We start from the raw sequence: 23,187 nt of genomic DNA, 5'->3' as shown, positions 1-23,187 counted from the left end.
ACGAAATATTAGCTTGCGAAATATATCATTAAGGAGAAATAACCAATGAGACACCAAGTTGGTTCAGAAATTAACACATTGTTAAGAGAGATTAATGCTTCGCTCAATCATCGATGGCGGGAAGCATTTAAGGAATATGAACTAACACCGCCACAAATGATGATTATGTTTATGCTATCTGAAGAAGAGCAGCTTCGAATTAGTGATATTAGTAAAAAAATGAGTCTGGCAAACAGTACTGTATCTGGAATCATTGATCGACTGGAAAAACAAGGTTATGTTAATCGTTTGCGAAGCGAGGAAGATAAACGAGTTGTATATATTGTTCCATCGGTGCAAGTAAAAGAATTACACGAATCGATGCGCAATATGGTAACAACATTTTTAGGGGACTTGGTAGATGAATCCAGTGAAGCAGAAAAACAACAAATCGTTAAAGGGTTAACGTCATTAAGAAACTTAGTGAAGAAAGCTTAAAAAAATCAGGTAAAGTGACAGGGGGAAATGCTAATGTCAAATATTCTTGAAGTGAAGGGAATAAAAAAGCGCTATAAAGATTTTGAAGCAGTAAAGGGAATAGATCTATTTGTCAAAGAAGGAGAAATCTTTGGATTCCTTGGACCAAATGGAGCAGGTAAAAGTACAACGATCAATATGCTGTCTACGATTATCAAACCATCAGAAGGTACAGCGCGTATTAATGGGTTTGATAATGTAACAGAGAAAAACAAGGTTAGAGCAAGTATTGGATTAATCTTTCAAGAGTCAACATTAGATGAAAAGTTAACCGCTAATGAAAACTTGATGCTACACTGCAAATTTTACGGTATCGACAAAGATAAGCGAGAAGCACGAATTCAAGAGGTACTTCAAATAGTAGATTTAACCGATAAACGAAAAAACATCGTAGAAACATTTTCTGGTGGTATGAAAAGAAGATTAGAAATTGCCCGAGGATTACTTCATTATCCTAAGGTGCTTTTTTTAGATGAACCAACGGTAGGATTAGATCCTCAGACGCGCGCTCATATTTGGGAGTATATTCTAAAGTTAAAAGAAAAAGCTGGAATCACCATTTTTCTAACAACCCACTATATGGACGAAGCGGAAATCTGTGACCGGGTAGCTGTTATGGACCATGGCGAGTTAATTGCACTTGATACGCCAGAGCAATTAAAGACGAATGTTGGTGGCGATATTATCGCAATTTCTACCGAAAACAATCAAGATGCTAAACAATTAATTGAACAAACTTATAATACGGAAGTGAAATTAGAGCAAGGCATACTTACCTTCCAAGTAGATAAAGGTAGTGAGTTCCTCGTGAATTTTGTGAAAGAGTTCGATATTCCGATAACGAGCGTCAATTTACGTAGACCAACGTTAAATGACGTTTTTCTCCACCTTACTGGGCGAGAAATTAGGGAAGAATCGGCTTCTAGTAAAGACAAAATGAAAAGAACTATGAGGGGGTAACAATAAGATGGAAGGAATAATAGCGATATGGCAACGAGACGTGATTAAGTTTTTCAGAGACCGAGCTAGAATGGTAGGATCCTTTGCGATGCCGTTTATGTTTCTTATACTATTTGGTAGTGGTATGAGCGGGGCAATGTCATCGATGATGGGAGCAGGAGGCACATCGGGTGCACTTGCTGACTTTGATTTTGTTGAGTTTATGTTCCCTGGTATTATTGGAATGACCGTTTTTAATACGGCAATATTTTCGGCATTATCAGTTGTGCAGGATAAGGAATTTGGGTATATGCGAGAGATATTAGTCGCACCAATATCAAGAGTTTCTATTGCTATAGGTAAGGTACTTGGAGGGAGCACTGTTGCCTTATTTCAAGGATTAATGATGTTGATTTTTGTACCGTTTATTGGCGTTTCGATATCGTTTATGATGATCCTGCAGTTAATCCCGGTCATGTTCCTAGTCGCATTTGCGCTATCATCGATTGGTTTATTGATTGCAAGTACACTAAAAACATCGCAAGCCTTTCAAATGGTCATTCAAGTTTTAATATTCCCGATGCTATTCTTATCAGGGGCATTGTTTCCTTTAAACGGAATGCCGGGCTGGATGAACTTTATCGTAAAAATAAATCCATTAACATATTGTGTTGATATGTTTAAAAAAATCATCTTACAACCAGATCAAATGGCACCTATATTGCGAGAAGCAATGGGGCTGGATTTAACAGTATTTAATCATGTGATTACCTTTACGGATGAAATTATTGTTGTTCTTCTAATCAGTGTAGTGTTTGTTGTGCTAGCAACATTTCGGTTCTCGCGTTCGGAAGCATAAGCAATTTTAAAAAAGCGGTAAGTATCCTTGTTGGATGCTTGCCGTTTTGTGCGTATAATGGAGATAATTAATACTCGCGAGGTGATTTTATGATCATTGACCATACCCAATTTTCCGAACGTCAAATGGACAAATTAATCAAAGGAGCGGTGGTGCCTAGACCGATTGCGTGGGTATCAACAGTTAACAAAGCAGGGGAAACCAACCTTGCCCCTTATAGCTTTTTTACAGTTGCATCATTAGATCCAATTACATTATGTATCTCCATAGCAGCTAAAGAGGAGGGTAACGGAGCCAAGGACACGTTGAATAATATTAGGGAGATTGGAGATTTTGTTATCAACATTGTAAACGCCCCTCTTGCAAATGCGATGTATGAAAGTAGCCTGAACGTTCCTCCACATGAAAGTGAATTTGAATTAGCTGGGCTAACCACCGCTAAAAGTAAGCATGTCACGTCTCCAAGAGTTGCTGAATCACCGATTAGTATGGAGTGTCAGCTTGATCAATTAATTCCAGTAGGTAATAGCACTCTCGTTCTTGGTACACTTGTTTGTTACCATATTGATGAAGAGATTCTTGCAGATAACGATAAAGTTGATCCCCACAATCTAGAAGTAATCGGTCGAATGGCCGGTGATTATACATATAGTAATAATTTCTTTTCTTTGCCGATTAAAAAATTCCCTTCCCGTAAATGACAAATTTGAAGTAAAATGCGTCGTAGTACTCGAGATTTCCGCTCCGTGCAGTCGCTTTCCGCGGGCACGGCTTCAGCTAACTCAGAAGCAAAGAGCGCTTCTGAGTGGATCTTCAGCCCGTGCTGTTCCCGCTGGAGTCGACTGCCTGGAGCTCCAATCACCCCACATGAAGAGCAATCCCGTTAGCAGCGTAGGAAATCCACTTCGACTCCTGAGGCACGGCAAGGGTCATGCAGGCGTTGTCCGACAAGGACGGGTTTAGCCTGTAGTCCTTAAGAAACGGCCTAAGTGAGACCCCGCAGGAGCGAAGCGACGAGGAGGCTCACTAGCCCCCCTATGGTGCGCGAAGTGGATTTCCGGAGCAGTGCAAGCACTCTCCAAGTTACGACAGAGTTTAGGATAAATTGTGCAATAACACCACTATTTTAGATGACAGTCTAAAGAAAAGAAGAATAAAACAGTTGTAAAAAAGAGTGAAAAAATCACCAGACCTCTAACTAAGACAACTTCATACTACATAAGATATATCATTGCATATGATATGGAAGAAATGAGGGGGACGATTATATGAAGCCAATCATAGGAATTACTTCATCGATGGAAATAGATGAACAAGGTTATTCCGTTAGTTCAGCTAATGCGGATGCGATTGTTCGTGCAGGTGGAATCCCAGTGTTTTTGCCGAATCTTACTGAGCTAGAGGATATTCGGCAGGTGGCTAAAAAAATAGATGGATTATACGTTACTGGTGGCTACGATATTGATCCTACGCTATTTGGTGAAGAGCCTCATCAACAACTAGGTGTAATTACCCCTGCACGGGACCATTTTGAAATTTTGCTAATAAAAGAGTTTTTACAGATGAATAAACCACTCCTTGCCGTTTGCAGAGGTTGCCAGGTGTTGAATATTGCGGCGGGGGGCGATATGTATCAGGATATATACTCGCAAATTGAAATGGACTTGCTGCAGCACCAACAGCAAGCACCAAAAGGGCATGGCTCTCATTATATTCAAATAATGAAGGATTCATTACTGTATGAACTTACGGGTTCGGATAAAATAAAGGTAAACAGCAGACATCATCAGGCAAATCGTCAAGTTCCGGAAAATTTTCAAATAAGCGGAAGAGCAAATGATAGAATTATTGAAGCCATCGAGAGTGTTGATCATCGCTTTGTACTTGGTTTACAATGGCATCCAGAAAATATGGCTTCAATACAAGACGTGACTTCGCTAAAAATATACGATGGGTTTATTTCTGCTTGTCAATCAAACTAGGAGGGACAATTCATGCATATTATTGATACACATTGTGATGCATTATTAAAACTACAATTAGCTAAAAGAGGTAGCATATACAACCAAAAGCCGCTAACATTTAGAGATGCTAGTAGCTTAGATACGAATCTTGAGCGATTAATTGCTGGCGAGGTAAAGGCTCAATTTTTTGCTATATTTATTGAACCTGATGTGCCTTCTGACGAAAAGTGGCAGCATGCATTAGAGCAAGTTGATTTATTTTATACAGAAGTGCTCGCGAAAAATCCGGAAATGAAACATATCAAACAATGGGAAGATTTTCAGCTTCTACAAGACGGGGAAGTTGGTGCTGTCCTTACACTAGAAGGTGCAGATGCATTCGGAAACGATTTAGTAAAGCTAAGACATCTTTATCGGTTAGGGGTTCTTTCGATTGGGATGACGTGGAACAATGCGAATCTTTGTGCGGATGGCGCTGGAGAGCCACGCGGTGGCGGCTTAACATTACTTGGCAAGCAAGTGGTAAAGCTTAATAACGATCACCGGGTGTTTACAGATGTAGCACATTCGACTGTGAAAGGATTTTGGGATATTCTTGAATATGCTGACTATCCAATTGCTAGTCATTCTAATGCAAGAGCCATCTGTGATCATCCAAGGAATCTTTATGATGATCAGGCGAAGGCGATGTTCAACAAAGGCGGTCTTATTCAAATGGTGTTTAATCCGCCATTTATAAATAAGGATAGTGAGCAAGCATCAATTGGTGACTTAATCAAGCATATCGATCATCTGTGTGGATTAGGTGGAGTAAACAATATTGGATTCGGCTCTGATTTTGATGGAATTTCTTCTTTTGTGAAAAATTTAGAGCATGCTGGTAAATACCAGAATTTAATTGAGGAATTACTTAAGTATTATAATGAAGAACAAGTTAAGGGGTTCGCTTATCAAAACTTTTTAGCGCATTTGCCTAAATAAATTATGTTACGCTAGGATAGGTCCATTTCATAGGGTAATTATAAGTTTGAAAAAGTTTAGTCAATTTCATAATACTGATTTTTAGCTATCTGCATCCACCATCTCCGAACTATATGTGGACGAAGCATAAGGTAGCTATGAAATTGACTCAGTTGCGAATAAATTTCACATATATCTAAATAGTACAATCAAAAGCATTTGACAAGTGTTTATAGATTATCGGAGCGATGAGGATGAACGATCAACCGAACAATACAGAAATTATAAAAATCTGTTTGTTAGCAGGCAGAATTATGCTACAAAGTGGAGCGGAAACGTATCGAGTGGAAGATACGATGATGCGTATGGCGTCATCATTAGGTATAAATAGTTCACAAAGCTACGTTACGCCCACGGGTATCATATTTTCCCTAGGTGAAACAGAACAAACGAATTTTGTTCGAATTTTAGAAAGATCAACGGATTTATATAAAGTAACATTGGTTAATAGCGTTTCACGAAAGTTAACTGGGGGAGAGTTATCGGTCAATGAGGCAGCAGAACAACTAAAAGAGATAGAGGCACAAACACATACATATGCAATAGCTGTACAAATTGCTGCTGCTTCACTGGCGAGTGGTTGTTTCACGATTATGTTTCAGGGAGGATGGAGCGACTTCTTACCTTCCTGTGTGGTTGGTGGAGTTGGTTTTTCTTCCATGGTGTACTTTCACCAGATCGTAAAAATTCGCTTTTTTGCTGAATTTCTTGCTTCTTTTATTATTGGTTTGTTAGCATTTATCTCTATATATCTCCATATCGGTACGGAACTAGATAAAATTATTATTGGATCAGTTATGCCACTTGTACCAGGGCTGCTCATTACAAATGCGGTACGCGACCTGATGGCAGGCCACCTCGTTTCGGGTTTGTCAAAGGGAGCGGAGGCTTTCCTAACAGCATTTGCGATTGGTGCTGGCATAGCTATCGTTTTTTCGTTTATTTAAAAGACTCTTTTCGTATACATTGATGTTCTTCATAGTTGAAGTAAACTCCGTTGTAGCGTGGTGCTCGTGATTTCCGCTGGCACGGCTTCAGCTAACTCAGAAGCAAAGTGCGCTTCTAAGTGGATCTTCAGCTCGTGCTAATCCCGCTGGAGTCGACTGCCTGGAGCTCCAATCACCCGACGTAAATAGCAATCCCGTTAGCAGCGTAGGAAATCCACTTCGACTCCTGCGGGACTAGTGGCCTAAGTGAGACCCCGCAGGAGCGAAGCGACGAGGAGGCTCACTAGCCCCCCGCGGAAAGCGAAGTGGATTTCCGGAGCGGTGCAAGACTCTCCGAGTTACGCCGGCGTTTAGCAAAATTGAGTCATAGGAAGGAAAACTTATGATTATTGAACAATTAATTACAAGCTTTATTGCAGCAAGTGCATTTGGTGTTATTTTTAATGCACCAGTTCGCTCGCTTATACAATGTGGACTAGCAGGTATGATTGGCTGGGTTATATATTTTTTGTTAACAGAACAAGCTATCGATGCTGTTCCAGCGGCGGTTGTTGCTTCATTTGCAGTGGCAATTTGGAGCCAAATTTGTGCGAAGCGTTATAAAACGCCAATTATTATTTTTATTGTGTCAGGCATTATCCCTTTAGTGCCAGGGGGTCTTGCTTATGATGCGATGCGTAACTTTGTCGAAAATGATTATAACGAAGCAATTCAGTTGGCTGCGAAGGCTTTTCTCATATCGGGGGCAATTGCGATTGGTCTTGTTTTCTCGGAAATTATTAATCAGCTGATTCGTAACACGAAATTATTAAAAGCAAAACGTTAACATAGCACATTATGGTAGCTTCTTTACCAACAATTTCGTTATAATCTAATGCAGGTGATGCTACATGAATGTGTTAACTGTTCTCATACCAATCTTCGGTGTGTTTGCGATCGGATACATAGGGTTTAAGTTATTAAAGTTTGAAATTAAGTCGATTTCAACGATGGCACTTTACTTAATGTCGCCATTTTTGGCTTTTCGCACGTTTTACGAAAATGAAATTAATATTGATTATTTCTACTTAGGAGCCTCCTTACTACTGCTATGTGGCTTGTCTATTTTTATTTGTTATGTGATCGGAGCGATAGGCAAGTGGAATAAGCAAGAGCGAAGTAGTTTTATATTAGCATCTTCCTTTATGAATAATGGAAATTATGGGACGCCACTAGTGCTTCTTGTATTTGGCGAAGCCGGTTTTCATTATGCAGTTATACTTATGGTATTACAGCAATTAATTATGTGCACGATTGGTATTTATATTGCTGCGTACGGCGGTGCATCTAATGCTAGAGGTCAAAAGCATTCTCCCTTAAAAGAAGTATTAATGATGCCAATCGTTTATGGGGCACTCTTAGGTGTTGTTTTTAATCTTGCTAATTTTAATATTGGAGCGCAGTTGATGACTGCTGTTAGCATGGTGGCAGATGCGGCAATTCCTACAATTATGATCGTCTTGGGCATGCAGCTAGCAACGATTAAGTTGAAGAAGCTGGAGAAGGGTAGATTATCGTTAGCGTTATTGTTGCGGTTGGTTGGCGGACCAATTATAGCGTATTTGATCACGGTTCCACTTCCGCTTGATGATATGATAAGGAATATTATCATCCTTATGGCAGCGATGCCTACGGCTGCAAATACGACAATGTATGCATTGCAGTTTGATACAAAGCCGGATTTTGTTTCGAGTGCCACGTTAACGAGTACCTTACTTAGTGTTGTTACTATTCCCATTATACTTGCACTTTTATTGTAAAATAAAAGACCCTCTTCCATTTGAATTGGAACGAGGGTCTATTTTTGTTGGCATGTATACATTTTTAAGTTCACCCCGATTTCATTTTTTTACTTGTTAATTATTATTTAGGGCGACGATCACTTATAATTTGTTCAAGCTCGAATTCATTAAACATGTAAAGATCCTCCTTCATCAATATTATTGTTACTTCTGACGTCTGTCATTAACTGATTGTTGAACTTCATATGCATTAAACATATATTTATTCCTCCTTTTGTAAGTGTTAATTACTTCTGGCGACGATTATCTACGATTTGCTGAACTTCATATGCATTAAAAATCTTCATCACTCCTCTGTTTTCTATATCTTTATTATAGGGAAAAATACTACGAACCATAACCGCAGGAAGATTGATTTTGTCTCCGTCTCTAGACCGAACTATCGCTAGTCCTCTCTTGTTAAATTGGGTTGAACTTCCACACGTAGGGTGTAACAAAGACGTTAAAACTATAAATATGAGTTGAAGTGGAGAGGTGTTATATGATTTATGATTGCGTGATCATTGGTGGTGGAATTGCGGGACTGCAAGCTGCTATCCAGTTAGGAAGATATCAGCATAACGTGTTAGTAATTGATGATGAAAATGGGCGCTCAAATTTATGTCGTAGTTATCATAATATTCTTGGTTGGCCTGATGGTATTTCTGGTGAGGAACTTAGGCGTATTGGCAGGAGCCAAGCGGAAAAATTGGATATAGCGTTTCATAAAGGTACAGTGAGTGAAGTGGAAAAAAGCGAAAAGCTATTTGAAGTTAAGGTTAAACAGGGAGCCTTAATCAAAGCCAAACAAATATTAATCGCAACAGGGATCATGGATCATATTCCCTTACTTGAGCAATTAACACCCTGTTTAGGTGTTAGCGTTTATGTTTGTCCGGATTGTGATGGTTATGAAGTTAAGGGACAACGTACAGTTGTACTTGGGGCTGGAAATGCGGGAGCTCATATGGCAATAACATTGAACTATTGGACAGATCAGATTACTTATATTAACCATGAACAAACGGCAGTGGACAAGGAATTATTAGAACAACTCGATATATTAGGTATCGAATTCTACAACCAGTCAATTAGTGAAGTGGCTTGTCATCAAGGACAGATTGGCCATGTTGAATTAAAAGATCATACTTGTATCACTGCGGATAAAGGATTTGTTGCCTTCGGTGGTAATGATGTTAAATCAACCATTGCCAGTAAGTTGGGAGTAGAGCTTCACCATAATAAACACATCTTAGTTAATCCAAGAACAAAACTTACAAATGTAGAAAATGTCTGGGCTGCTGGTGATGTTGTTGCCCATTCCGAGCAAGTGACCATTGCCATGGGAGATGGTATGCAGGCCGCGATATGGATGCATAAATTTTTGTTGAAGGAGTAGGGAAGTTAGGACAGGATGTAGTTGAACATCTGAGGCAATTGTTGCGAGGGTGGAAAGCCGTTGGCGGCCACCATTGCTCTTATATGTGACAAAAGAGGAATTATTAGAATTATGCGGCCACCAGCGCACTTATTTAACTGATATTCTTGTTTTTGTAGGTTGTTATCGATAAATAAGTGCTGTGGTGGCCGTTAAATCATCAAAACTGGAAATACGGGAGAAATATGCGCTTGTATGGCCGTTCAATTCGGTTATGATTTCGGCAGGCAAAGCTAACTAGGTTGCTCTCCTACGTCGGATTTTAATTCAATCCTATAAAAGCGACAAACTATCCGAAAAAAAGACTAATATATAAATAAGTTAAAGGATTATAGCTGATTCTAAATCGGGCATAATCTTTTTTATTTCCTTTCATGTACTCTCTCTTATTAATCATTTCCGCTTGTTAACGGAAAAACAATGTGTGTTGTTGAAAACGCTTTTTCATTACAATGTAATTACAGAAACAAATAAGGAGGAATTTCGACATGAAACGTATTTTATTAGCTTGTTCAGCTGGTATGTCGACTAGTTTATTAGTATCTAAAATGAAAGAAGCGGCAGACGCTCGAGGTATAGAGGTAGAAATATGGGCAGTAGCTCAAGACAAAGCTCCAAAAGATATGGAGAAAGCAGATGTTCTTTTAATTGGACCACAAATGAGGTTTATGAAAAAGAAATTTGCAGTAACTGCAGAACAAGTAGGAATTCCATTAGACGTTATCGACCCAATGGCTTATGGCCGTGTTGATGGCGAAGCGGTACTAAATAAAGCCTTAGAATTAATAGGCGAATAACACACGCAGAATAGGAGAGAGATGCATGAATAGATTTATGGAAGTATTAGAAAACATTCTAATGCCGGTTGCTGATAAATTAAATAACAACCGATATTTAACTGCTCTACGTAATGGTTTCATGGTAGCATTACCACTAATCATTTTTGGTTCCATTTTCGTAGTATTAGCAAACTTACCGTTCGTTAATGAGTGGGTTGGTGAAAGTGCTTGGTCAGCTTACCAAAACGCACTAGGACCAGCATCAGCTGCTACACTAAGTATTATGGGATTATTTGTAATCATGGGTATTGGTTACAAAATGGTCGAACAACGTGAAGGAGAATCAATCTATGGTGCAGCTGTTGCACTTGGAGCATTCTTAATTTTAACACCACAATTATCTGAATTTGTCTTAGATGATGTTGCACATGAAGTTGGAGGAGTTATCCCTACATCCGTATTGGGTGCAGAAGGTATGTTTCTTGGAATCTTCGCAGCATTTTTTGCGGCTGAATTATATCAATACTTTGTAAAGAAAAATCTTACTATTAAAATGCCAGCCGGTGTTCCGGATGCGGTATCAAGATCGTTTAGTGCTCTTATTCCAATAACTTTAACACTTACTATATTCTTAGTAGTGCGTATTATCTTTAGCTATACACCGTTTGAAACAGTACAAAACTTTATATATACACTTATCCAAGAACCATTAACTGCGCTAGGTAGTGGTTTGCCAGCAACAATCATCGCAGTTCTATTAATTCAATTATTTTGGTTCTTTGGTCTACACGGACAAATTATTGTAAACTCAGTATTCGATCCGATTTGGTATGCGTTAAATGATCAAAACTATCAAGCTTTTGTAAATGGAACAGAACTACCGAACATTGTAACAAAACAGTTTATCGATACATTTATCGTTGGTATTGGTGGATCAGGTATGACACTTGCGGTAGTGATCGGTATTTTCCTAATCGGACGAAGTCGTCAGTTGAAAGAACTTGGTAAATTAGGTGGACCTCCAGGAATCTTTAACGTTAACGAACCAATTATCTTTGGTTTACCAATCATTATGAATCCATTAACACTTATTCCTTGGTTGCTTGCACCTGTAGTAATTGCACTTGTAACTTACTTCTCAATGGCAACAGGTATAGTTCCAAAACCAGCGGGCGTAATCGTACCATGGACAACACCGGCAATTATTAGTGGATTCTTAGCAACAGGTAATGCGTGGCAGGGGGCAGCTCTGCAATTAGTTAACATTGTAATCGTATTTGTAATCTGGTGGCCGTTCCTTAAAATCATGGATAACCAATATTATAAAAATGAACAAGAAGCAAATTCTAAATAAAACATAAAATTTTATCCGTATCTTCAAACTCAATTTGGAGATACGGATTGCTATTAAACTAACAAAATATAGAGGTGAAAAAGAATGGACAAAATTACAGAAATTGCGTTTCAAATTATTCTTTTTGCAGGAAACGGTAAATCAAGCGCAATGGAAGCTATTCAAGAAGCAAAAGAGGGAAATTTTGATCGTGCAGACGAACTAATTAAAGAAGCTGGTGAAGAGCTAGCAAAATCTCACCAATTTCAAACAAAATTGTTACAAGAAGAGGCTAGTGGAGAAGGACAATCCGTTAACATTATTCTTGTCCATTCACAAGACCATCTTATGACAGCTATGACAGTAAGAGATCTAGCTATTGAAATTATTGAAATATATCGTACTAAATAATTGGAGGGTTCCACATGTCTTTACAATATAGATTCCCTGAAGGTTTCTGGTGGGGAAGTGCAGCCTCAGCAACACAAACAGAAGGCGCAGCATCAGATGGTGGAAAGGGTAAAAACATCTGGGACTATTGGTATCAACAACAGCCCAACCGTTTTTTTGAAGAAGTAGGGCCAGAAACAACATCTGATTTTTACCATAAATATAAAGAAGATATCCAACTAATGAACCAAATTGGTCATAACTCATTTCGTCCATCAATCTCGTGGTCTCGTTTAATCCCTAGTGGTACAGGTGAAGTGAATCAAGAGGCTGTTGATTTTTATAATAACGTGATTGATGAGTTGATTGCTAATGATGTGGAGCCATTTATTAACTTGTTTCACTTTGACATGCCATTAGAGCTGCAAGAAAAAGGCGGCTGGGAAAGTCGCGAGGTTGTCGAAGCATACACGGTCTATGCAAAAACATGCTTTGAATTGTTCGGGGACCGAGTGAAAAAATGGTTTACTTTTAACGAACCTATTGTACCCGTGGAAGGCGGATATTTATATGATTTCCACTATCCTAACGTCGTTGACGCAAAGAAAGCATTTCAAGTAGCTTATAATACAATGATTGCTCATGCTAAAGCTGTAAAAGAGTTTAAGTCATTGGATGTGAAGGACGGCAAAATTGGGATTATTCTTAACTTAACGCCTTCATACCCAAGAAGCCAAAATCCAGCAGACTTGAAAGCTTCACATATAGCAGATCTGTTTTTTAATAGAAGTTTCCTTGACCCAGCTGTATTGGGAGAATACCCACAAGAGCTAATAGATCTTCTACAAGAACACGGACAACTGCCTTCAACGGTCACCGGTGATGCAGAGCTATTAAAAAATAATACTGTAGATTTGCTCGGTGTAAATTATTATCAACCACGCCGTGTAAAGGCGAAAGAGAGTTTGCCAAATCCGTATAGTCCATTTATGCCTGATTGGTTTTTCGACAATTATGAAATGCCAGGTAGAAAGATGAATATATACAGAGGTTGGGAAATCTACGAAAAAGGTATATATGACATCATGATTAACCTGAAAGAAAATTATGGGAATATTGAATCATTCATTTCAGAAAATGGTATGGGTGTTCAAGATGAAGCTCGTTTTATTAAAGATGGCAGAATTGAAGATGATTACCGTATTGAATTTATTCAAGGTCACCTAAAGTGGTTGTATAAAGCAATTGAAGAAGGCTGTAATGCCAGGGGTTATCACTTGTGGACATTTATGGATAATTGGTCATGGTCTAATGCCTACAAAAATAGATATGGATTTTTCTCAGTAGATATAGAAACAAAAGAAAGAACGGCTAAGAAAAGTGCTTCATGGTTTGCAGATGTATCTAACAATAACGGATTTTAAAATAATAGGTGTAGCGACAAAAAGTCAGCTACACCTTTATGTATAGTCTTCTGTAGGTAAGAATATTTAATATATGATGGATGGTCATAGTATAATATGGATATAAAAATACAGAGTTAGATTAACAGAAACTTTTTATTGAATGTGATTGTTCAAAAAGGCGACAAATGATCAGAGGCCCTTTCTAAAGTTGGTTATTTCATGCGTAACATCTTTGATCATTCGTCCTCTTTTTGAACACGTACTTACAGGAAAATAGATAGAACGAGAGGAGATGAGAAATGAACTCCCGTCTAATGCAAATCTTACAGGAATTAATAGCTACTGAACAGCCATTGACAAGTGAGTATTTAGCTAATGTTGCTGAAGTCACATCAAGAACAATTCGAGAAGATGTTAAGACACTGGACCATATTCTTGTAAAGCATGGTGCTTGTATAAATTCATTAAAAGGTAAGGGTTATCAACTTGTTATCGAAAATGATCTTGAATTTCGGAATTTTTTAAACGATGAGATTAAAGATGAAACAAGTGAAGCGCAACCTTCTCCTGATTTACCTGAAGACCGAATCCAATACTTAATTAGGCGCTTTTTACTTGCGGAGAATTATTTGAAATTAGATGATTTAGCCGATGAGATGCATATAAGCAAATCGACGATTCAAAATGATATACGTCAAGCCAAAAAAATCATAGATGGTTACGGTGTAACCTTGGAAAAGCGGCCGAACTATGGGTTGAAAGTTAAAGGCAGCGAAGTGAAACTACGCTATGCCGTATCTGAGTTTGTATTCAATAGGAATGAACGGGTAATGAACATGGTTATTCGTGATCAGTTAGCAAAACTTATCGATGAGGAAAGCTTACAGGAACTATGGACTACCATCCTCGCTCAAATAAAATCACACGGCATTACGCTGTCTGATATAGCAGTCAATAATTTATTTATTCATATGGTAATTGCTTATCGAAGAATCAAAAGTGGACATCACGTTTCCATCGTTAAACAAGATCTAAAGGAAATAATAGATAAAAAAGAGTATGAAGTAGCTAAGCAGATTGTCGAAAAAGCAGAGGGTATCTTACAAGTTACCTATCCAGCTGTAGAGGTTGCTTACATTGCCATTCATTTGCTCGGAACAAAAATGATTCGGCAGTCGAATATGAGCGAACAAGAAATCGGTAAAGTGATGGAAGCGGATGTTTATGAACTAACGACAGCGGCTTTGGACCTGATAGAGGAAAAGTTGAATCTTAACATTCGGCATGACCGCGAATTGATTATTGCATTAGGTTTACATTTAAAACCAGCGATCAATCGGTTTCGCTATGGAATGAATATTAGAAACCCGATGCTAGAGGATATTAAGGCAAATTATGCACTCGCGTTTGAAGCAGGTATCATAGCTGGAATTGCTATAGAAGAGCAGATTGGTGTAAAAATAGATGAAAATGAAATTGGTTATCTTGCTTTGCATATTGGCGCGGCGATTGAAAGAAGTAAGCTCAATAAGCGTCCGACACGTTGTATGATTGTGTGTGCGTCAGGGTTGGGTAGTGCGCAGTTAATTAAATATAAAATTCAATCGAAATTCGGTGGTTTAATCGAAATTGCAGGTACGACAGAATATTATAAGTTAAACCAACTACAATTGGATGATGTGGACCTTGTTATAAGCAGTATCCCTATCCAGGAAAATCTTTCTGCCCCTGTAATAGAAGTGAACACAATTCTGGGTGAGAAGGATTTGGATAAGATCGAAAAGCATATACTTGGTCATGCTAATAGTGTAACGGATTATATAAAGGAAGACCGTGTTTTTTTGAACCAGAAATTTGAATCAAAAGATGAGGTTCTTACGTTTATCTATGAACAATTAAAGGCCAAAGATATTGTGGAAGACGGTTTTCTTGATGCGGTGTATAAAAGAGAAGCAATTGCTCCGACAGCTTTTGGCAACTTAACGGCGATTCCTCATCCGATTACACCACAAACAGATCATACTTTTATTTCAATATGTACATTAGATAAGCCGATACTTTGGGAAGATAAACGTGTACAATTCGTTTGTTTATTATGTGTAGAAAAAAACAGCAGCGAAGATTTGCAAAACATGTATGCAATGCTTACCAAAATCGTTGAGAACCCATCGTTAATACAACAACTATTAAAATGTAAATCCTATAACGAGATGATATCGATATTAATTCGTTCATCTTAATGTAGATAAAGAAAACAGGTAGGTTAAGCTATCTGTTTTTTAGTTTATAATTATTTCTTACAACTAGTTCGATTCTACATAAAAGAAGCCTTATATTTAAAATGGGGTTATATTGATTTTTTTGCATAAAGAAATAAATTCCAGTATTTTTATGCAAAAAAACGTTGATTAAAATGTATGTAATGTGTATTATTCTCTTATTAGATTTATAAATATGCAATTAAGGGGATATATAATGAAAAAGAGAATATCAAATATACATGTATTCATGTTACTTTTAGGACTGTTGGTTCTAGCGGCATGTGGGACAAGCACGAATGATGAAGAAAATGCTACAAGTGGAGATGCGGGTACAACGGACAACGCACCAGCGGAAGGTACAAATGACGAAGCAGCAGAAGAGAAGCCAGTTTTACGAATCGGTACGGATGCGGCATTTGCTCCATTTGAATATATGGAAACAGGCGAAATGGTTGGATTTGATGTAGATCTATTAGCTGCTGTAATGGAAGAAGCAGGTTATGAGTATGAATTGGAAGATGCGGGTTGGGATCCTTTATTTGCTTATTTACAATCTGAGGATTTAGACCTTGGGGTTTCTGCAATAACGATTACCGAAGAACGTTTAGAGTCTTATGATTTCTCAGCACCTTACTTCCAATCTACACATATGATTGTATTTAATGAAGGTGGCAGTATTACTAGTGCAAATGATTTAGAAGGTATCAAAATTGGTGTGCAAACAGGTACGACTGGTGAAGAAGCAGCGGAAAAAATTGTTGGAGAAAACAACGAAAATATTTCTAAATATGACACAACAGCTGTAGCTTTCTTAGCATTAGCGAATGGAGATATCGAGGCTGTCGTTACAGATAACGTCGTTGCTGCCGAGTATGTGAAAAACAATCCTAATGCAGGCGTTGAAGCGATCACTGACGAAGAGAATTTTGAATCTGAATACTACGGCTACATGTTCCCTAAAGGTAGTGAAATAGTTGATGAAATTAGCGCTGCGTTAACAACAGTAATAGAAAATGGTACGTACAATGAAATCTATCAAGAATGGTTTGGGAACGAAGCAGAAATTGATAAATTGCTAGAAGCTGCACAAGAATAAGTGAAAATTATAAAAGTGGCGTAACGGTTTAATCGTTACGCTATTTTTTCCGAATAATAGGGTAATTAGAGGGAGTAATATCATGTTCGATTTTAATGCAATTATAGAGCTAATTAAAGATAAATTTGATGCAATTATGCAATTAATTATAGATAAAGTTTTTTTGTGGTTCGATTTTAATTTAAATATCGTCATCGAGTACATGCCATTCTTTCTTAAAGGTGCAGTTCTGACGATAGGTATTTCTGTTGCCGGTATCTTAATAGGAACCTTCTTAGGGTTATTTATTGGGATAGGGAAAATGATAAAAATAACTGTGTTTAGATTGCCGTTCATATGGTATATTAACTTTTTTAGAGGTACACCATTGTTAGTGCAGTTATTTTTGATTCATTTCGGTGTGATGGGGTTATTTATGTCACCAGTAAGTAAAACAGCTTCAGCAATCGTTGCGTTATCGTTAAATTCAGCTGCCTATGTAGCAGAAATATTCCGTGCTGGTATCAAATCGATCGATATCGGCCAATCGGAAGCAGCGAGTTCGCTAGGAATGAACAAATTTCAAGTGATGCGCTATGTTGTTTTACCCCAGGCGTTTAAACGAATGATCCCACCTCTAGGGAATGAATTTATTGTATTACTAAAGGATTCATCACTAGCAGCCATGATTGCTGCCCCTGAATTACTTTACTGGGGAAAAGCGGCAGTAGGACAGTATACACGTGTATGGGAGCCGTATTTAACGGTAGCAATTTTTTATCTTATTCTAACATTATCCTTAACTTATCTATTGAATCGCTTAGAAAAGAGGCTTGATGCACAATGATCTCGGTACAAAACTTAAAAAAATCGTTTGGTGATCTAGAAGTATTAAAAGACATTAGTGTTGATGTTAAACCGCAAGAGGTTGTGGTAGTTATCGGTCCATCAGGGTCTGGTAAATCGACCTTTTTACGTTGTTTGAACCGCATTGAATCGATTACTGATGGTCATGTTTTTATTGACGATGTTGACATTACCGATAAAAAGACAAATATTAATGATATACGAACAGAAGTAGGAATGGTGTTTCAACAGTTTAATTTATTTCCACATAAAACGGTGTTAGAAAATATTACGCTAGCGATGCGTGTTGTAAGAAAGTGGAAAGGTCCAGAAGCGAAACAAAAGGCACTTGAGCTTTTAGACAAAGTCGGACTAGCAGAAAAAGCTAATGTCTATCCAGATTCACTATCTGGTGGTCAAAAACAGCGGGTAGCTATTGCTCGGGCTTTAGGAATGGAGCCAAAAATCATGTTGTTTGATGAACCAACATCTGCGCTTGATCCTGAAATGGTTGGTGAAGTGCTAGAAGTTATGAAGCAGCTTGCCAAAGAAGGCATGACGATGGTAGTCGTTACACATGAAATGGGGTTTGCTCGTGAAGTTGGCGACCGCGTTATATTCATGGATGAAGGCTATATTGTGGAAGAAAATAAGCCGGAATTGCTATTCGGTAATCCGCAGCATGAGCGGACAAAGGCGTTCCTTAGTAAAGTGCTTTAATATTGTTACAGAAAAAGCGAAGGTGTATTTGCAAACCGCATACCTTCGCTTTTTTTAGCTATTCGTATGTAAACCGCATTCGGTCTTGTTTGACCCCATCCATCTGCCTTCACGTGAATCAGATGAATGATCGACAGGTTTGGTGCAAGGAGCACAGCCAATACTAGGATAGCCTTGGTCATGTAGAAGATTATATGGAAGATCGTTATCGTTAACATATTCCCAGACATCATTCCAAGACCAATGTATTAAAGGACAAACCTTGATGGATTGAAACCGCTCATCCTTGTTTACGAAGTTCGTCTTGCTTCTACTTAAAGATTGTTCTCTCCGCAGGCCACTTATCCATGCTTGTGCACCGTGCAATGCATCCTCTAAAGGTTTAATCTTTCTCAAGTAGCAACACTGGTTTGGGTTTTTATCCCAAAGCGATTCTCCGTATTGCTCGGTTTGTTCTATTAAAGATAAAGACGGCTGTTTCATCTCAATTTGTAACTCAGGATATTTTTCTTTTACCTTGTTAATCAACTCATATGTTTCTTTGAAATGGACACCTGTATCAAGAAAGATGATTTTTGCATCACGCTTCACTTTCGATATAAGATCGATCAAAACGATACCTTCCACTCCAAAGCTACATGCATAAAGAATAGAATTGCCAAACGTATCATAAGCCCATTGTAATACTTGAGACGCACCCTTGGTTTTGTCATTTGGTACATATGTCTTAAATGGATCCTCCGTGAAGGTTGTATAGGTGATAAGTTGTTTTTGCACACTATTCACTCCAATAAAACAGTTTGATTACCAGTTAAAAGTTGCATATTGTTATGATGAAGCGTAGTTCAGTCTGCTCTTAGCTTCATTTTATTTTTAGGGTAAATGAAAGTCAATTGGATTTAACCAATCTTTTCATTTGTAACAGTAACTAAACAATTATGTATGGTTTGATGTGCAATGTTAAAATAGAATAAAATCTAACTATGATGGGGTGAATACTTTGAAATTAGTAAGTTATAAACCACGTAATTTCAATAGTCCATACCGGATGGGCTTTATACTCGAAGACCAGGTAATAGATTTACACGATGCCTATAAGCAAAAACTAGTATCAACAGATGAACAAGATCAGGCCGCAATTAGTGAACAGTTGTTACCAGCAGATCCAGATCATTTTTATGCATTATCACATGTATCATTGCGCAGAGCTGTAGAAGCTTATCATTATGCAATCAAGCATACGGATGCACTAACAACTTATGATCGCACGAACCTAACTCTTGGCCCACCAGTGCCCAACCCATCGAAGATTATCTGCATCGGGACAAATTATAAAGACCATGTTGCGGAAATGAAAAGTCAAATTCCTGCGTACCCGGTGTTGTTTGCAAAATTTGCAAATGCATTAATTGGTCCTGAAGACGATATCGAAAAATCACCATTAACAAATAAGCTTGATTATGAAGTGGAATTGGCTATTGTAATAGGTAAAAAAGCGTCAGAAGTTACTAAAGAATCAGCATTAGAATATATTGCTGGATATACAATAGCAAACGATGTATCAGCAAGAGATTTGCAAAAACGCACACCACAATGGTTACAAGGAAAATCTTTAGATAGAAGTACACCGATTGGCCCATGGATTGTAACAACGGACGAACTCACAAATCCAGCGGTTTTAACTATTAAATCATATGTTAACGGTGAGATCCGTCAGAATTCGAATACTAAGCATTTAATTTTTGATATCCCATACTTAATAGAGTTTATTTCTAATTTAATCACACTAGAACCAGGAGACATCATTTTAACGGGAACACCGGATGGCGTTGGTTTTGCAATGGACCCACCGGGGCTGTTAGAGATAGGCGATGTCGTTACGTTAGAAATTGAGGGTATTGGAAGATTGGAAAATATAGTTGCAGAGAAAACAACCAAATAATCTTGTTATTGCAAAAGCTGCACCTATTTTGGGACAGCTCTATTGTATACTATGACTTATATCTATATGACAGTATTTATCTAGAATTCGACGTAGTACCGTATTTAGCTACAGGTTGGTATGGGTAATAATCTGATTCATTATGTCAGCGAAGGCAAGTGCTGCGGGGCGATGAGTTGCTGACGGACACCACTGCGCTTATCTGTGACAAAAGAAGCATAATTTGAATTGTGCGGCCACCAGCGCACTTATTTGTCTGAAATCGTTGTTTTAGTTGGCTGTTATAGGTAAATAAGTGCTATGGTGTCCGTCAAATCATTCTAACTAAAATTTCAAGCAAAATAAGCGCTTATATGGCCGCTCAATTCGGTTAGTTCCTTTGCTTCTGGTATAGCTAGACGCGTGAGCGGAAATCACGAGCACTACGTTACGACGTATTATACTTCTCTTGCGAATTAACAACCACTTATTAAAATTCCACTTTAGCAAAACTGCCTAAACCATAGAGGCAGTTTTTTTTATGCACTAATATTAAAAATTCTCAAAATCTTTTAGCAACCTATTGTATAAAAATACATATTCAAGTATAATAATAAACCAATCGACATGTCTGTTAGGAGTGAAAAACCAAGTGAAAGTTGCGATAATTGGTGGAACTGGCTATGGTGCCGTTGAACTCATAAGATTTATAAATAATCATCCTTATGCAAAAATTGAGGCAGTTGTTTCTCATTCACAGAGCGGTTCAAAGTTGTCTGAAGCATACCCTCATTTAACAGCTGCAATGGAAATAACGATGGAAGAATTACATATTGCTGCATTAAGTGAAAAAATTGATCTTGTATTCTTTGCGACACCATCAAACGTTAGTAAAGAGTTAGCACCTCAGTTTTTAGAGCATGGTGTAAAGTGTATTGATCTGTCCGGAGATTTTCGATTAAAATCACAAAGCGATTATGAACAGTGGTATCAAGCATCAGCTGCACAGCAGCAATATTTAGATCAAGCGGTATACGGATTAACTGAACTGAATCAAGAGCAAATAAAAGATGCAGCATTGATTGCAAATCCTGGCTGCTATCCGACGGCAACTTTATTAGCACTTCTGCCAGCAGTCAAACATAACCTTATAAACTATCAATCTATTATTATAGATGCAAAAACAGGTGTATCTGGAGCTGGACGAAGCCTTTCACTAAATACACATTTTGCGGAGATGAATGATAACTTAAAAGCTTATAAGCTTGGAGAACACAAGCATATTCCAGAAATAGAACAGGTGTTAAAAGAGGAAAGTGGAGAGTCTCTGCAAGTTACTTTTACTACTCATCTTGTTCCAATGACGCGAGGAATCATGAGCACGATCTATTTGGATGTAAATAAGCGAGTGACAACTTCTGAACTATTAGAATTGTATACTGCATATTATGCAGATCACCCGTTCATCCGAATCAGGCCAGAAGGCAACTTTCCAGCGACGAAGGAAGTCCATGGTAGTAACTATTGTGATATTGGCATTCATGCAGATCAGCGAACGGGCAAAGTAACGATAATTTCAGTGATTGATAACTTAGTTAAAGGTGCTTCAGGTCAAGCAATTCAAAATATGAACATAATGAACGGTTGGGATGCAATGACAGGGATTCAGTCTATTCCCGTATACCCGTAAGGAGGATGTAAACATGGGAGAATACACGAGCAATCTAGTTACCAAGGATAAGATACATGTAGTGGAAGGTGGTAATGTTACCACGCCAGCAGGATTTAAGGCAGGTGGACTCCACTGTGGTATCCGTAAAAGTAAATTAGACCTTGGTTGGCTATATTCAGATGTACCTGCAAGTGCTGCGGGTGTATACACGACGAACCTCTTTCAGGCAGCACCACTTAAGGTGACACAAGAAAGCATTGCCAAAGAGAACAAATTACAAGCAATCATTATAAATTCTGGTGTAGCCAATGCATGCACGGGGGAGCAAGGCTTACGTGATGCTTATAAAATGAGAACAAAGTTTGCTGAAACGATTGGTATTGAGGAACATCATACAGCTGTAGCGTCTACTGGTGTAATTGGCGAACTGTTACCAATGGATAAAATCGAGGATGGAATTAATCGTATCAAGGATCAAGAAAATGGATTTGTATCCCGATTTGAAACAGCTATTTTGACTACAGATACAAAGGAAAAAGCAGCGGCTATTCAATTTGAAATTGACGGTCAGACGGTATCTATTGGCGGAGCCGCGAAAGGATCGGGAATGATTCATCCTAACATGGCAACAATGCTTAGCTTTATTACGACAGATGCAAACATTGATGATGCGGCGTTATCTCAAGCTTTGAAAGATATTACAAACAAATCGTTTAATATGATTACGGTTGATGGTGACACGAGTACAAACGACATGGTATTAGTAATGGCTAATGGAAAAGCGAATAATCAAAAGCTATCACCTGCACATCCAGAGTGGGATGTATTTGTTCAAGGACTTGGTGATATTTGTGCATTATTAGCAAAAGAGATTGCGAGAGATGGAGAGGGAGCTACGAAGCTAGTAGAAGTGCAGGTGACCGGAGCGGGTAGTGATGAAGCAGCACGTGCGATTAGTAAATCAGTGATTTCTTCTAATTTAGTAAAAACAGCTATCCATGGATCTGATGCCAACTGGGGAAGAATTATAACTGCTGTTGGGTATAGTGGACAGAAGTTAGACCCTGATCAAGTGAGCATATGCTTAGGACCTGTTTCGGTTGTTAAAAAGGGTGTTCCGGTTAACTTTAACGAAGACGAGGCAAAGCAATATTTGCTTCAAGATAATATCACCATTTATGTAGAACTCGGTGATGGTAATGGAGAAGGTACAGCTTGGGGTTGTGATTTATCGTATGAGTATGTTCGAATCAATGCATCTTATCGGACGTAAGCCTGGGA

Annotated in this window: 22 protein-coding genes; 21 read left to right on the top strand and 1 reads right to left on the bottom strand. The window is 38.2% G+C overall.

The genetic code is table 11. The annotated features are described in order from the left end of the window. Nucleotides 1–45: 45 nt before the first annotated feature. From ACI6MV_RS10585 to ACI6MV_RS10500, 18 genes are all read left to right on the top strand, one after another. Nucleotides 46–477 (top strand): MarR family winged helix-turn-helix transcriptional regulator, encoded by a 432-nt coding sequence (locus tag ACI6MV_RS10585; protein WP_407270261.1) that lies wholly within the window; start codon nt 46–48, stop codon nt 475–477. A gap of 33 nt (nt 478–510) precedes the next feature. Further along, nucleotides 511–1,476 carry an ATP-binding cassette domain-containing protein gene (locus ACI6MV_RS10580; protein ID WP_407270260.1) on the top strand — a complete coding sequence of 322 codons (966 nt, stop codon included), beginning with the start codon at nt 511–513 and terminating at the stop codon, nt 1,474–1,476. 7 nt (nt 1,477–1,483) lie between these two features. Next, nucleotides 1,484–2,314 (top strand): ABC transporter permease, encoded by an 831-nt coding sequence (locus tag ACI6MV_RS10575; protein ID WP_407270259.1) that lies wholly within the window; start codon nt 1,484–1,486, stop codon nt 2,312–2,314. Between the two features lie 89 nt (nt 2,315–2,403). After that, nucleotides 2,404–3,015 (top strand): flavin reductase family protein, encoded by a 612-nt coding sequence (locus ACI6MV_RS10570; RefSeq protein WP_407270258.1) that lies wholly within the window; start codon nt 2,404–2,406, stop codon nt 3,013–3,015. Nucleotides 3,016–3,582: 567 nt separating this feature from the next. Then, nucleotides 3,583–4,296: a gamma-glutamyl-gamma-aminobutyrate hydrolase family protein gene (locus tag ACI6MV_RS10565; RefSeq protein WP_407270257.1), complete on the top strand. Its 714-nt coding sequence runs from the start codon at nt 3,583–3,585 to the stop codon at nt 4,294–4,296. 12 nt (nt 4,297–4,308) lie between these two features. Further along, nucleotides 4,309–5,259: a dipeptidase gene (locus ACI6MV_RS10560; RefSeq protein WP_407270256.1), complete on the top strand. Its 951-nt coding sequence runs from the start codon at nt 4,309–4,311 to the stop codon at nt 5,257–5,259. 227 nt (nt 5,260–5,486) lie between these two features. After that, nucleotides 5,487–6,245 (top strand): threonine/serine exporter family protein, encoded by a 759-nt coding sequence (locus ACI6MV_RS10555; protein WP_407270255.1) that lies wholly within the window; start codon nt 5,487–5,489, stop codon nt 6,243–6,245. A gap of 382 nt (nt 6,246–6,627) precedes the next feature. Beyond that, nucleotides 6,628–7,071, top strand: a complete 444-nt coding sequence (locus tag ACI6MV_RS10550) for a threonine/serine exporter family protein (RefSeq protein WP_407270254.1) — start codon at nt 6,628–6,630, stop codon at nt 7,069–7,071. Between the two features lie 64 nt (nt 7,072–7,135). Beyond that, on the top strand, nt 7,136–8,044 hold the full coding sequence (locus ACI6MV_RS10545; protein ID WP_407270253.1) for an AEC family transporter: 909 nt from the start codon (nt 7,136–7,138) through the stop codon (nt 8,042–8,044). A gap of 523 nt (nt 8,045–8,567) precedes the next feature. After that, nucleotides 8,568–9,464: an NAD(P)/FAD-dependent oxidoreductase gene (locus ACI6MV_RS10540; protein ID WP_407270252.1), complete on the top strand. Its 897-nt coding sequence runs from the start codon at nt 8,568–8,570 to the stop codon at nt 9,462–9,464. A 527-nt stretch (nt 9,465–9,991) separates the two neighbouring features. After that, nucleotides 9,992–10,300 carry a PTS sugar transporter subunit IIB gene (locus ACI6MV_RS10535; RefSeq protein WP_407270251.1) on the top strand — a complete coding sequence of 103 codons (309 nt, stop codon included), beginning with the start codon at nt 9,992–9,994 and terminating at the stop codon, nt 10,298–10,300. A 25-nt stretch (nt 10,301–10,325) separates the two neighbouring features. Next, the gene (gene celB / locus ACI6MV_RS10530; RefSeq protein WP_407270250.1) at nt 10,326–11,636 is read left to right on the top strand and encodes a PTS cellobiose transporter subunit IIC; all 1,311 of its coding nucleotides are present in this window, start codon (nt 10,326–10,328) and stop codon (nt 11,634–11,636) included. Nucleotides 11,637–11,720: 84 nt separating this feature from the next. Continuing rightward, the gene (locus tag ACI6MV_RS10525; RefSeq protein ID WP_407270249.1) at nt 11,721–12,026 is read left to right on the top strand and encodes a PTS sugar transporter subunit IIA; all 306 of its coding nucleotides are present in this window, start codon (nt 11,721–11,723) and stop codon (nt 12,024–12,026) included. A gap of 14 nt (nt 12,027–12,040) precedes the next feature. Then, nucleotides 12,041–13,429, top strand: a complete 1,389-nt coding sequence (locus ACI6MV_RS10520; protein WP_407270248.1) for a glycoside hydrolase family 1 protein — start codon at nt 12,041–12,043, stop codon at nt 13,427–13,429. Between the two features lie 281 nt (nt 13,430–13,710). Next, complete coding sequence (locus ACI6MV_RS10515) at nt 13,711–15,651, top strand: BglG family transcription antiterminator (protein WP_407270247.1); 1,941 nt, start codon at nt 13,711–13,713, stop codon at nt 15,649–15,651. A gap of 235 nt (nt 15,652–15,886) precedes the next feature. Further along, nucleotides 15,887–16,768 (top strand): basic amino acid ABC transporter substrate-binding protein, encoded by an 882-nt coding sequence (locus ACI6MV_RS10510; protein WP_407270246.1) that lies wholly within the window; start codon nt 15,887–15,889, stop codon nt 16,766–16,768. A 136-nt stretch (nt 16,769–16,904) separates the two neighbouring features. Further along, nucleotides 16,905–17,594, top strand: a complete 690-nt coding sequence (locus tag ACI6MV_RS10505; RefSeq protein WP_407270270.1) for an amino acid ABC transporter permease — start codon at nt 16,905–16,907, stop codon at nt 17,592–17,594. Beyond that, a complete protein-coding gene (locus ACI6MV_RS10500) occupies nt 17,591–18,313 on the top strand; it encodes an amino acid ABC transporter ATP-binding protein (protein WP_407270245.1) in 723 nt (240 codons plus the stop codon). Before ACI6MV_RS10505 ends, ACI6MV_RS10500 begins: the two co-directional genes overlap by 4 nt. Before the next feature lie 54 nt (nt 18,314–18,367). Here the strand turns inward: ACI6MV_RS10500 and ACI6MV_RS10495 are convergent, their stop codons facing one another. Then, the gene (locus tag ACI6MV_RS10495) at nt 18,368–19,090 is read right to left on the bottom strand and encodes a phosphoadenylyl-sulfate reductase (protein ID WP_407270244.1); all 723 of its coding nucleotides are present in this window, start codon (nt 19,088–19,090) and stop codon (nt 18,368–18,370) included. 223 nt (nt 19,091–19,313) lie between these two features. Between ACI6MV_RS10495 and ACI6MV_RS10490 the strand changes: the two genes are divergently transcribed. The 3 genes from ACI6MV_RS10490 to argJ all read left to right on the top strand — a co-directional run bounded on the left by ACI6MV_RS10490 (nt 19,314) and on the right by argJ (nt 23,179). Further along, nucleotides 19,314–20,255, top strand: a complete 942-nt coding sequence (locus tag ACI6MV_RS10490) for a fumarylacetoacetate hydrolase family protein (protein WP_407270243.1) — start codon at nt 19,314–19,316, stop codon at nt 20,253–20,255. 631 nt (nt 20,256–20,886) lie between these two features. Then, entirely contained in the window at nt 20,887–21,924 is a 1,038-nt protein-coding gene (argC, locus tag ACI6MV_RS10485; RefSeq protein WP_407270242.1) for an N-acetyl-gamma-glutamyl-phosphate reductase, read from the top strand. Nucleotides 21,925–21,937: 13 nt separating this feature from the next. Then, entirely contained in the window at nt 21,938–23,179 is a 1,242-nt protein-coding gene (gene argJ, locus ACI6MV_RS10480; protein WP_407270241.1) for a bifunctional ornithine acetyltransferase/N-acetylglutamate synthase, read from the top strand. The last annotated feature ends 8 nt before the right edge of the window (nt 23,180–23,187 follow it).

Origin of the sequence: Radiobacillus sp. PE A8.2 (assembly GCF_045635475.1) — a bacterium.
Lineage (GTDB): Bacteria > Bacillota > Bacilli > Bacillales > Amphibacillaceae > JBJGXI01.
Note: the sequence above shows the minus strand (reverse complement) of the source record. Positions and strands in the feature narration are given on the sequence as shown.

What these genes read in the sequence shown, in the direction of transcription:
- ACI6MV_RS10585 (WP_407270261.1), top strand. Translation starts at nt 46, where the DNA reads ATGAGACACCAAGTTGGTTCAGAAATTAACACATTGTTAAGAGAGATT.
- ACI6MV_RS10515 (WP_407270247.1), top strand. Translation starts at nt 13,711, where the DNA reads ATGAACTCCCGTCTAATGCAAATCTTACAGGAATTAATAGCTACTGAA.
- ACI6MV_RS10510 (WP_407270246.1), top strand. Translation starts at nt 15,887, where the DNA reads ATGAAAAAGAGAATATCAAATATACATGTATTCATGTTACTTTTAGGA.
- ACI6MV_RS10540 (WP_407270252.1), top strand. Translation starts at nt 8,568, where the DNA reads ATGATTTATGATTGCGTGATCATTGGTGGTGGAATTGCGGGACTGCAA.
- ACI6MV_RS10520 (WP_407270248.1), top strand. Translation starts at nt 12,041, where the DNA reads ATGTCTTTACAATATAGATTCCCTGAAGGTTTCTGGTGGGGAAGTGCA.
- ACI6MV_RS10505 (WP_407270270.1), top strand. Translation starts at nt 16,905, where the DNA reads ATGCAATTAATTATAGATAAAGTTTTTTTGTGGTTCGATTTTAATTTA.
- ACI6MV_RS10560 (WP_407270256.1), top strand. Translation starts at nt 4,309, where the DNA reads ATGCATATTATTGATACACATTGTGATGCATTATTAAAACTACAATTA.
- ACI6MV_RS10535 (WP_407270251.1), top strand. Translation starts at nt 9,992, where the DNA reads ATGAAACGTATTTTATTAGCTTGTTCAGCTGGTATGTCGACTAGTTTA.
- ACI6MV_RS10550 (WP_407270254.1), top strand. Translation starts at nt 6,628, where the DNA reads ATGATTATTGAACAATTAATTACAAGCTTTATTGCAGCAAGTGCATTT.
- ACI6MV_RS10570 (WP_407270258.1), top strand. Translation starts at nt 2,404, where the DNA reads ATGATCATTGACCATACCCAATTTTCCGAACGTCAAATGGACAAATTA.
- ACI6MV_RS10555 (WP_407270255.1), top strand. Translation starts at nt 5,487, where the DNA reads ATGAGGATGAACGATCAACCGAACAATACAGAAATTATAAAAATCTGT.
- ACI6MV_RS10575 (WP_407270259.1), top strand. Translation starts at nt 1,484, where the DNA reads ATGGAAGGAATAATAGCGATATGGCAACGAGACGTGATTAAGTTTTTC.
- argJ (WP_407270241.1), top strand. Translation starts at nt 21,938, where the DNA reads ATGGGAGAATACACGAGCAATCTAGTTACCAAGGATAAGATACATGTA.
- ACI6MV_RS10525 (WP_407270249.1), top strand. Translation starts at nt 11,721, where the DNA reads ATGGACAAAATTACAGAAATTGCGTTTCAAATTATTCTTTTTGCAGGA.
- ACI6MV_RS10580 (WP_407270260.1), top strand. Translation starts at nt 511, where the DNA reads ATGTCAAATATTCTTGAAGTGAAGGGAATAAAAAAGCGCTATAAAGAT.
- ACI6MV_RS10545 (WP_407270253.1), top strand. Translation starts at nt 7,136, where the DNA reads ATGAATGTGTTAACTGTTCTCATACCAATCTTCGGTGTGTTTGCGATC.
- ACI6MV_RS10565 (WP_407270257.1), top strand. Translation starts at nt 3,583, where the DNA reads ATGAAGCCAATCATAGGAATTACTTCATCGATGGAAATAGATGAACAA.
- ACI6MV_RS10500 (WP_407270245.1), top strand. Translation starts at nt 17,591, where the DNA reads ATGATCTCGGTACAAAACTTAAAAAAATCGTTTGGTGATCTAGAAGTA.
- celB (WP_407270250.1), top strand. Translation starts at nt 10,326, where the DNA reads ATGAATAGATTTATGGAAGTATTAGAAAACATTCTAATGCCGGTTGCT.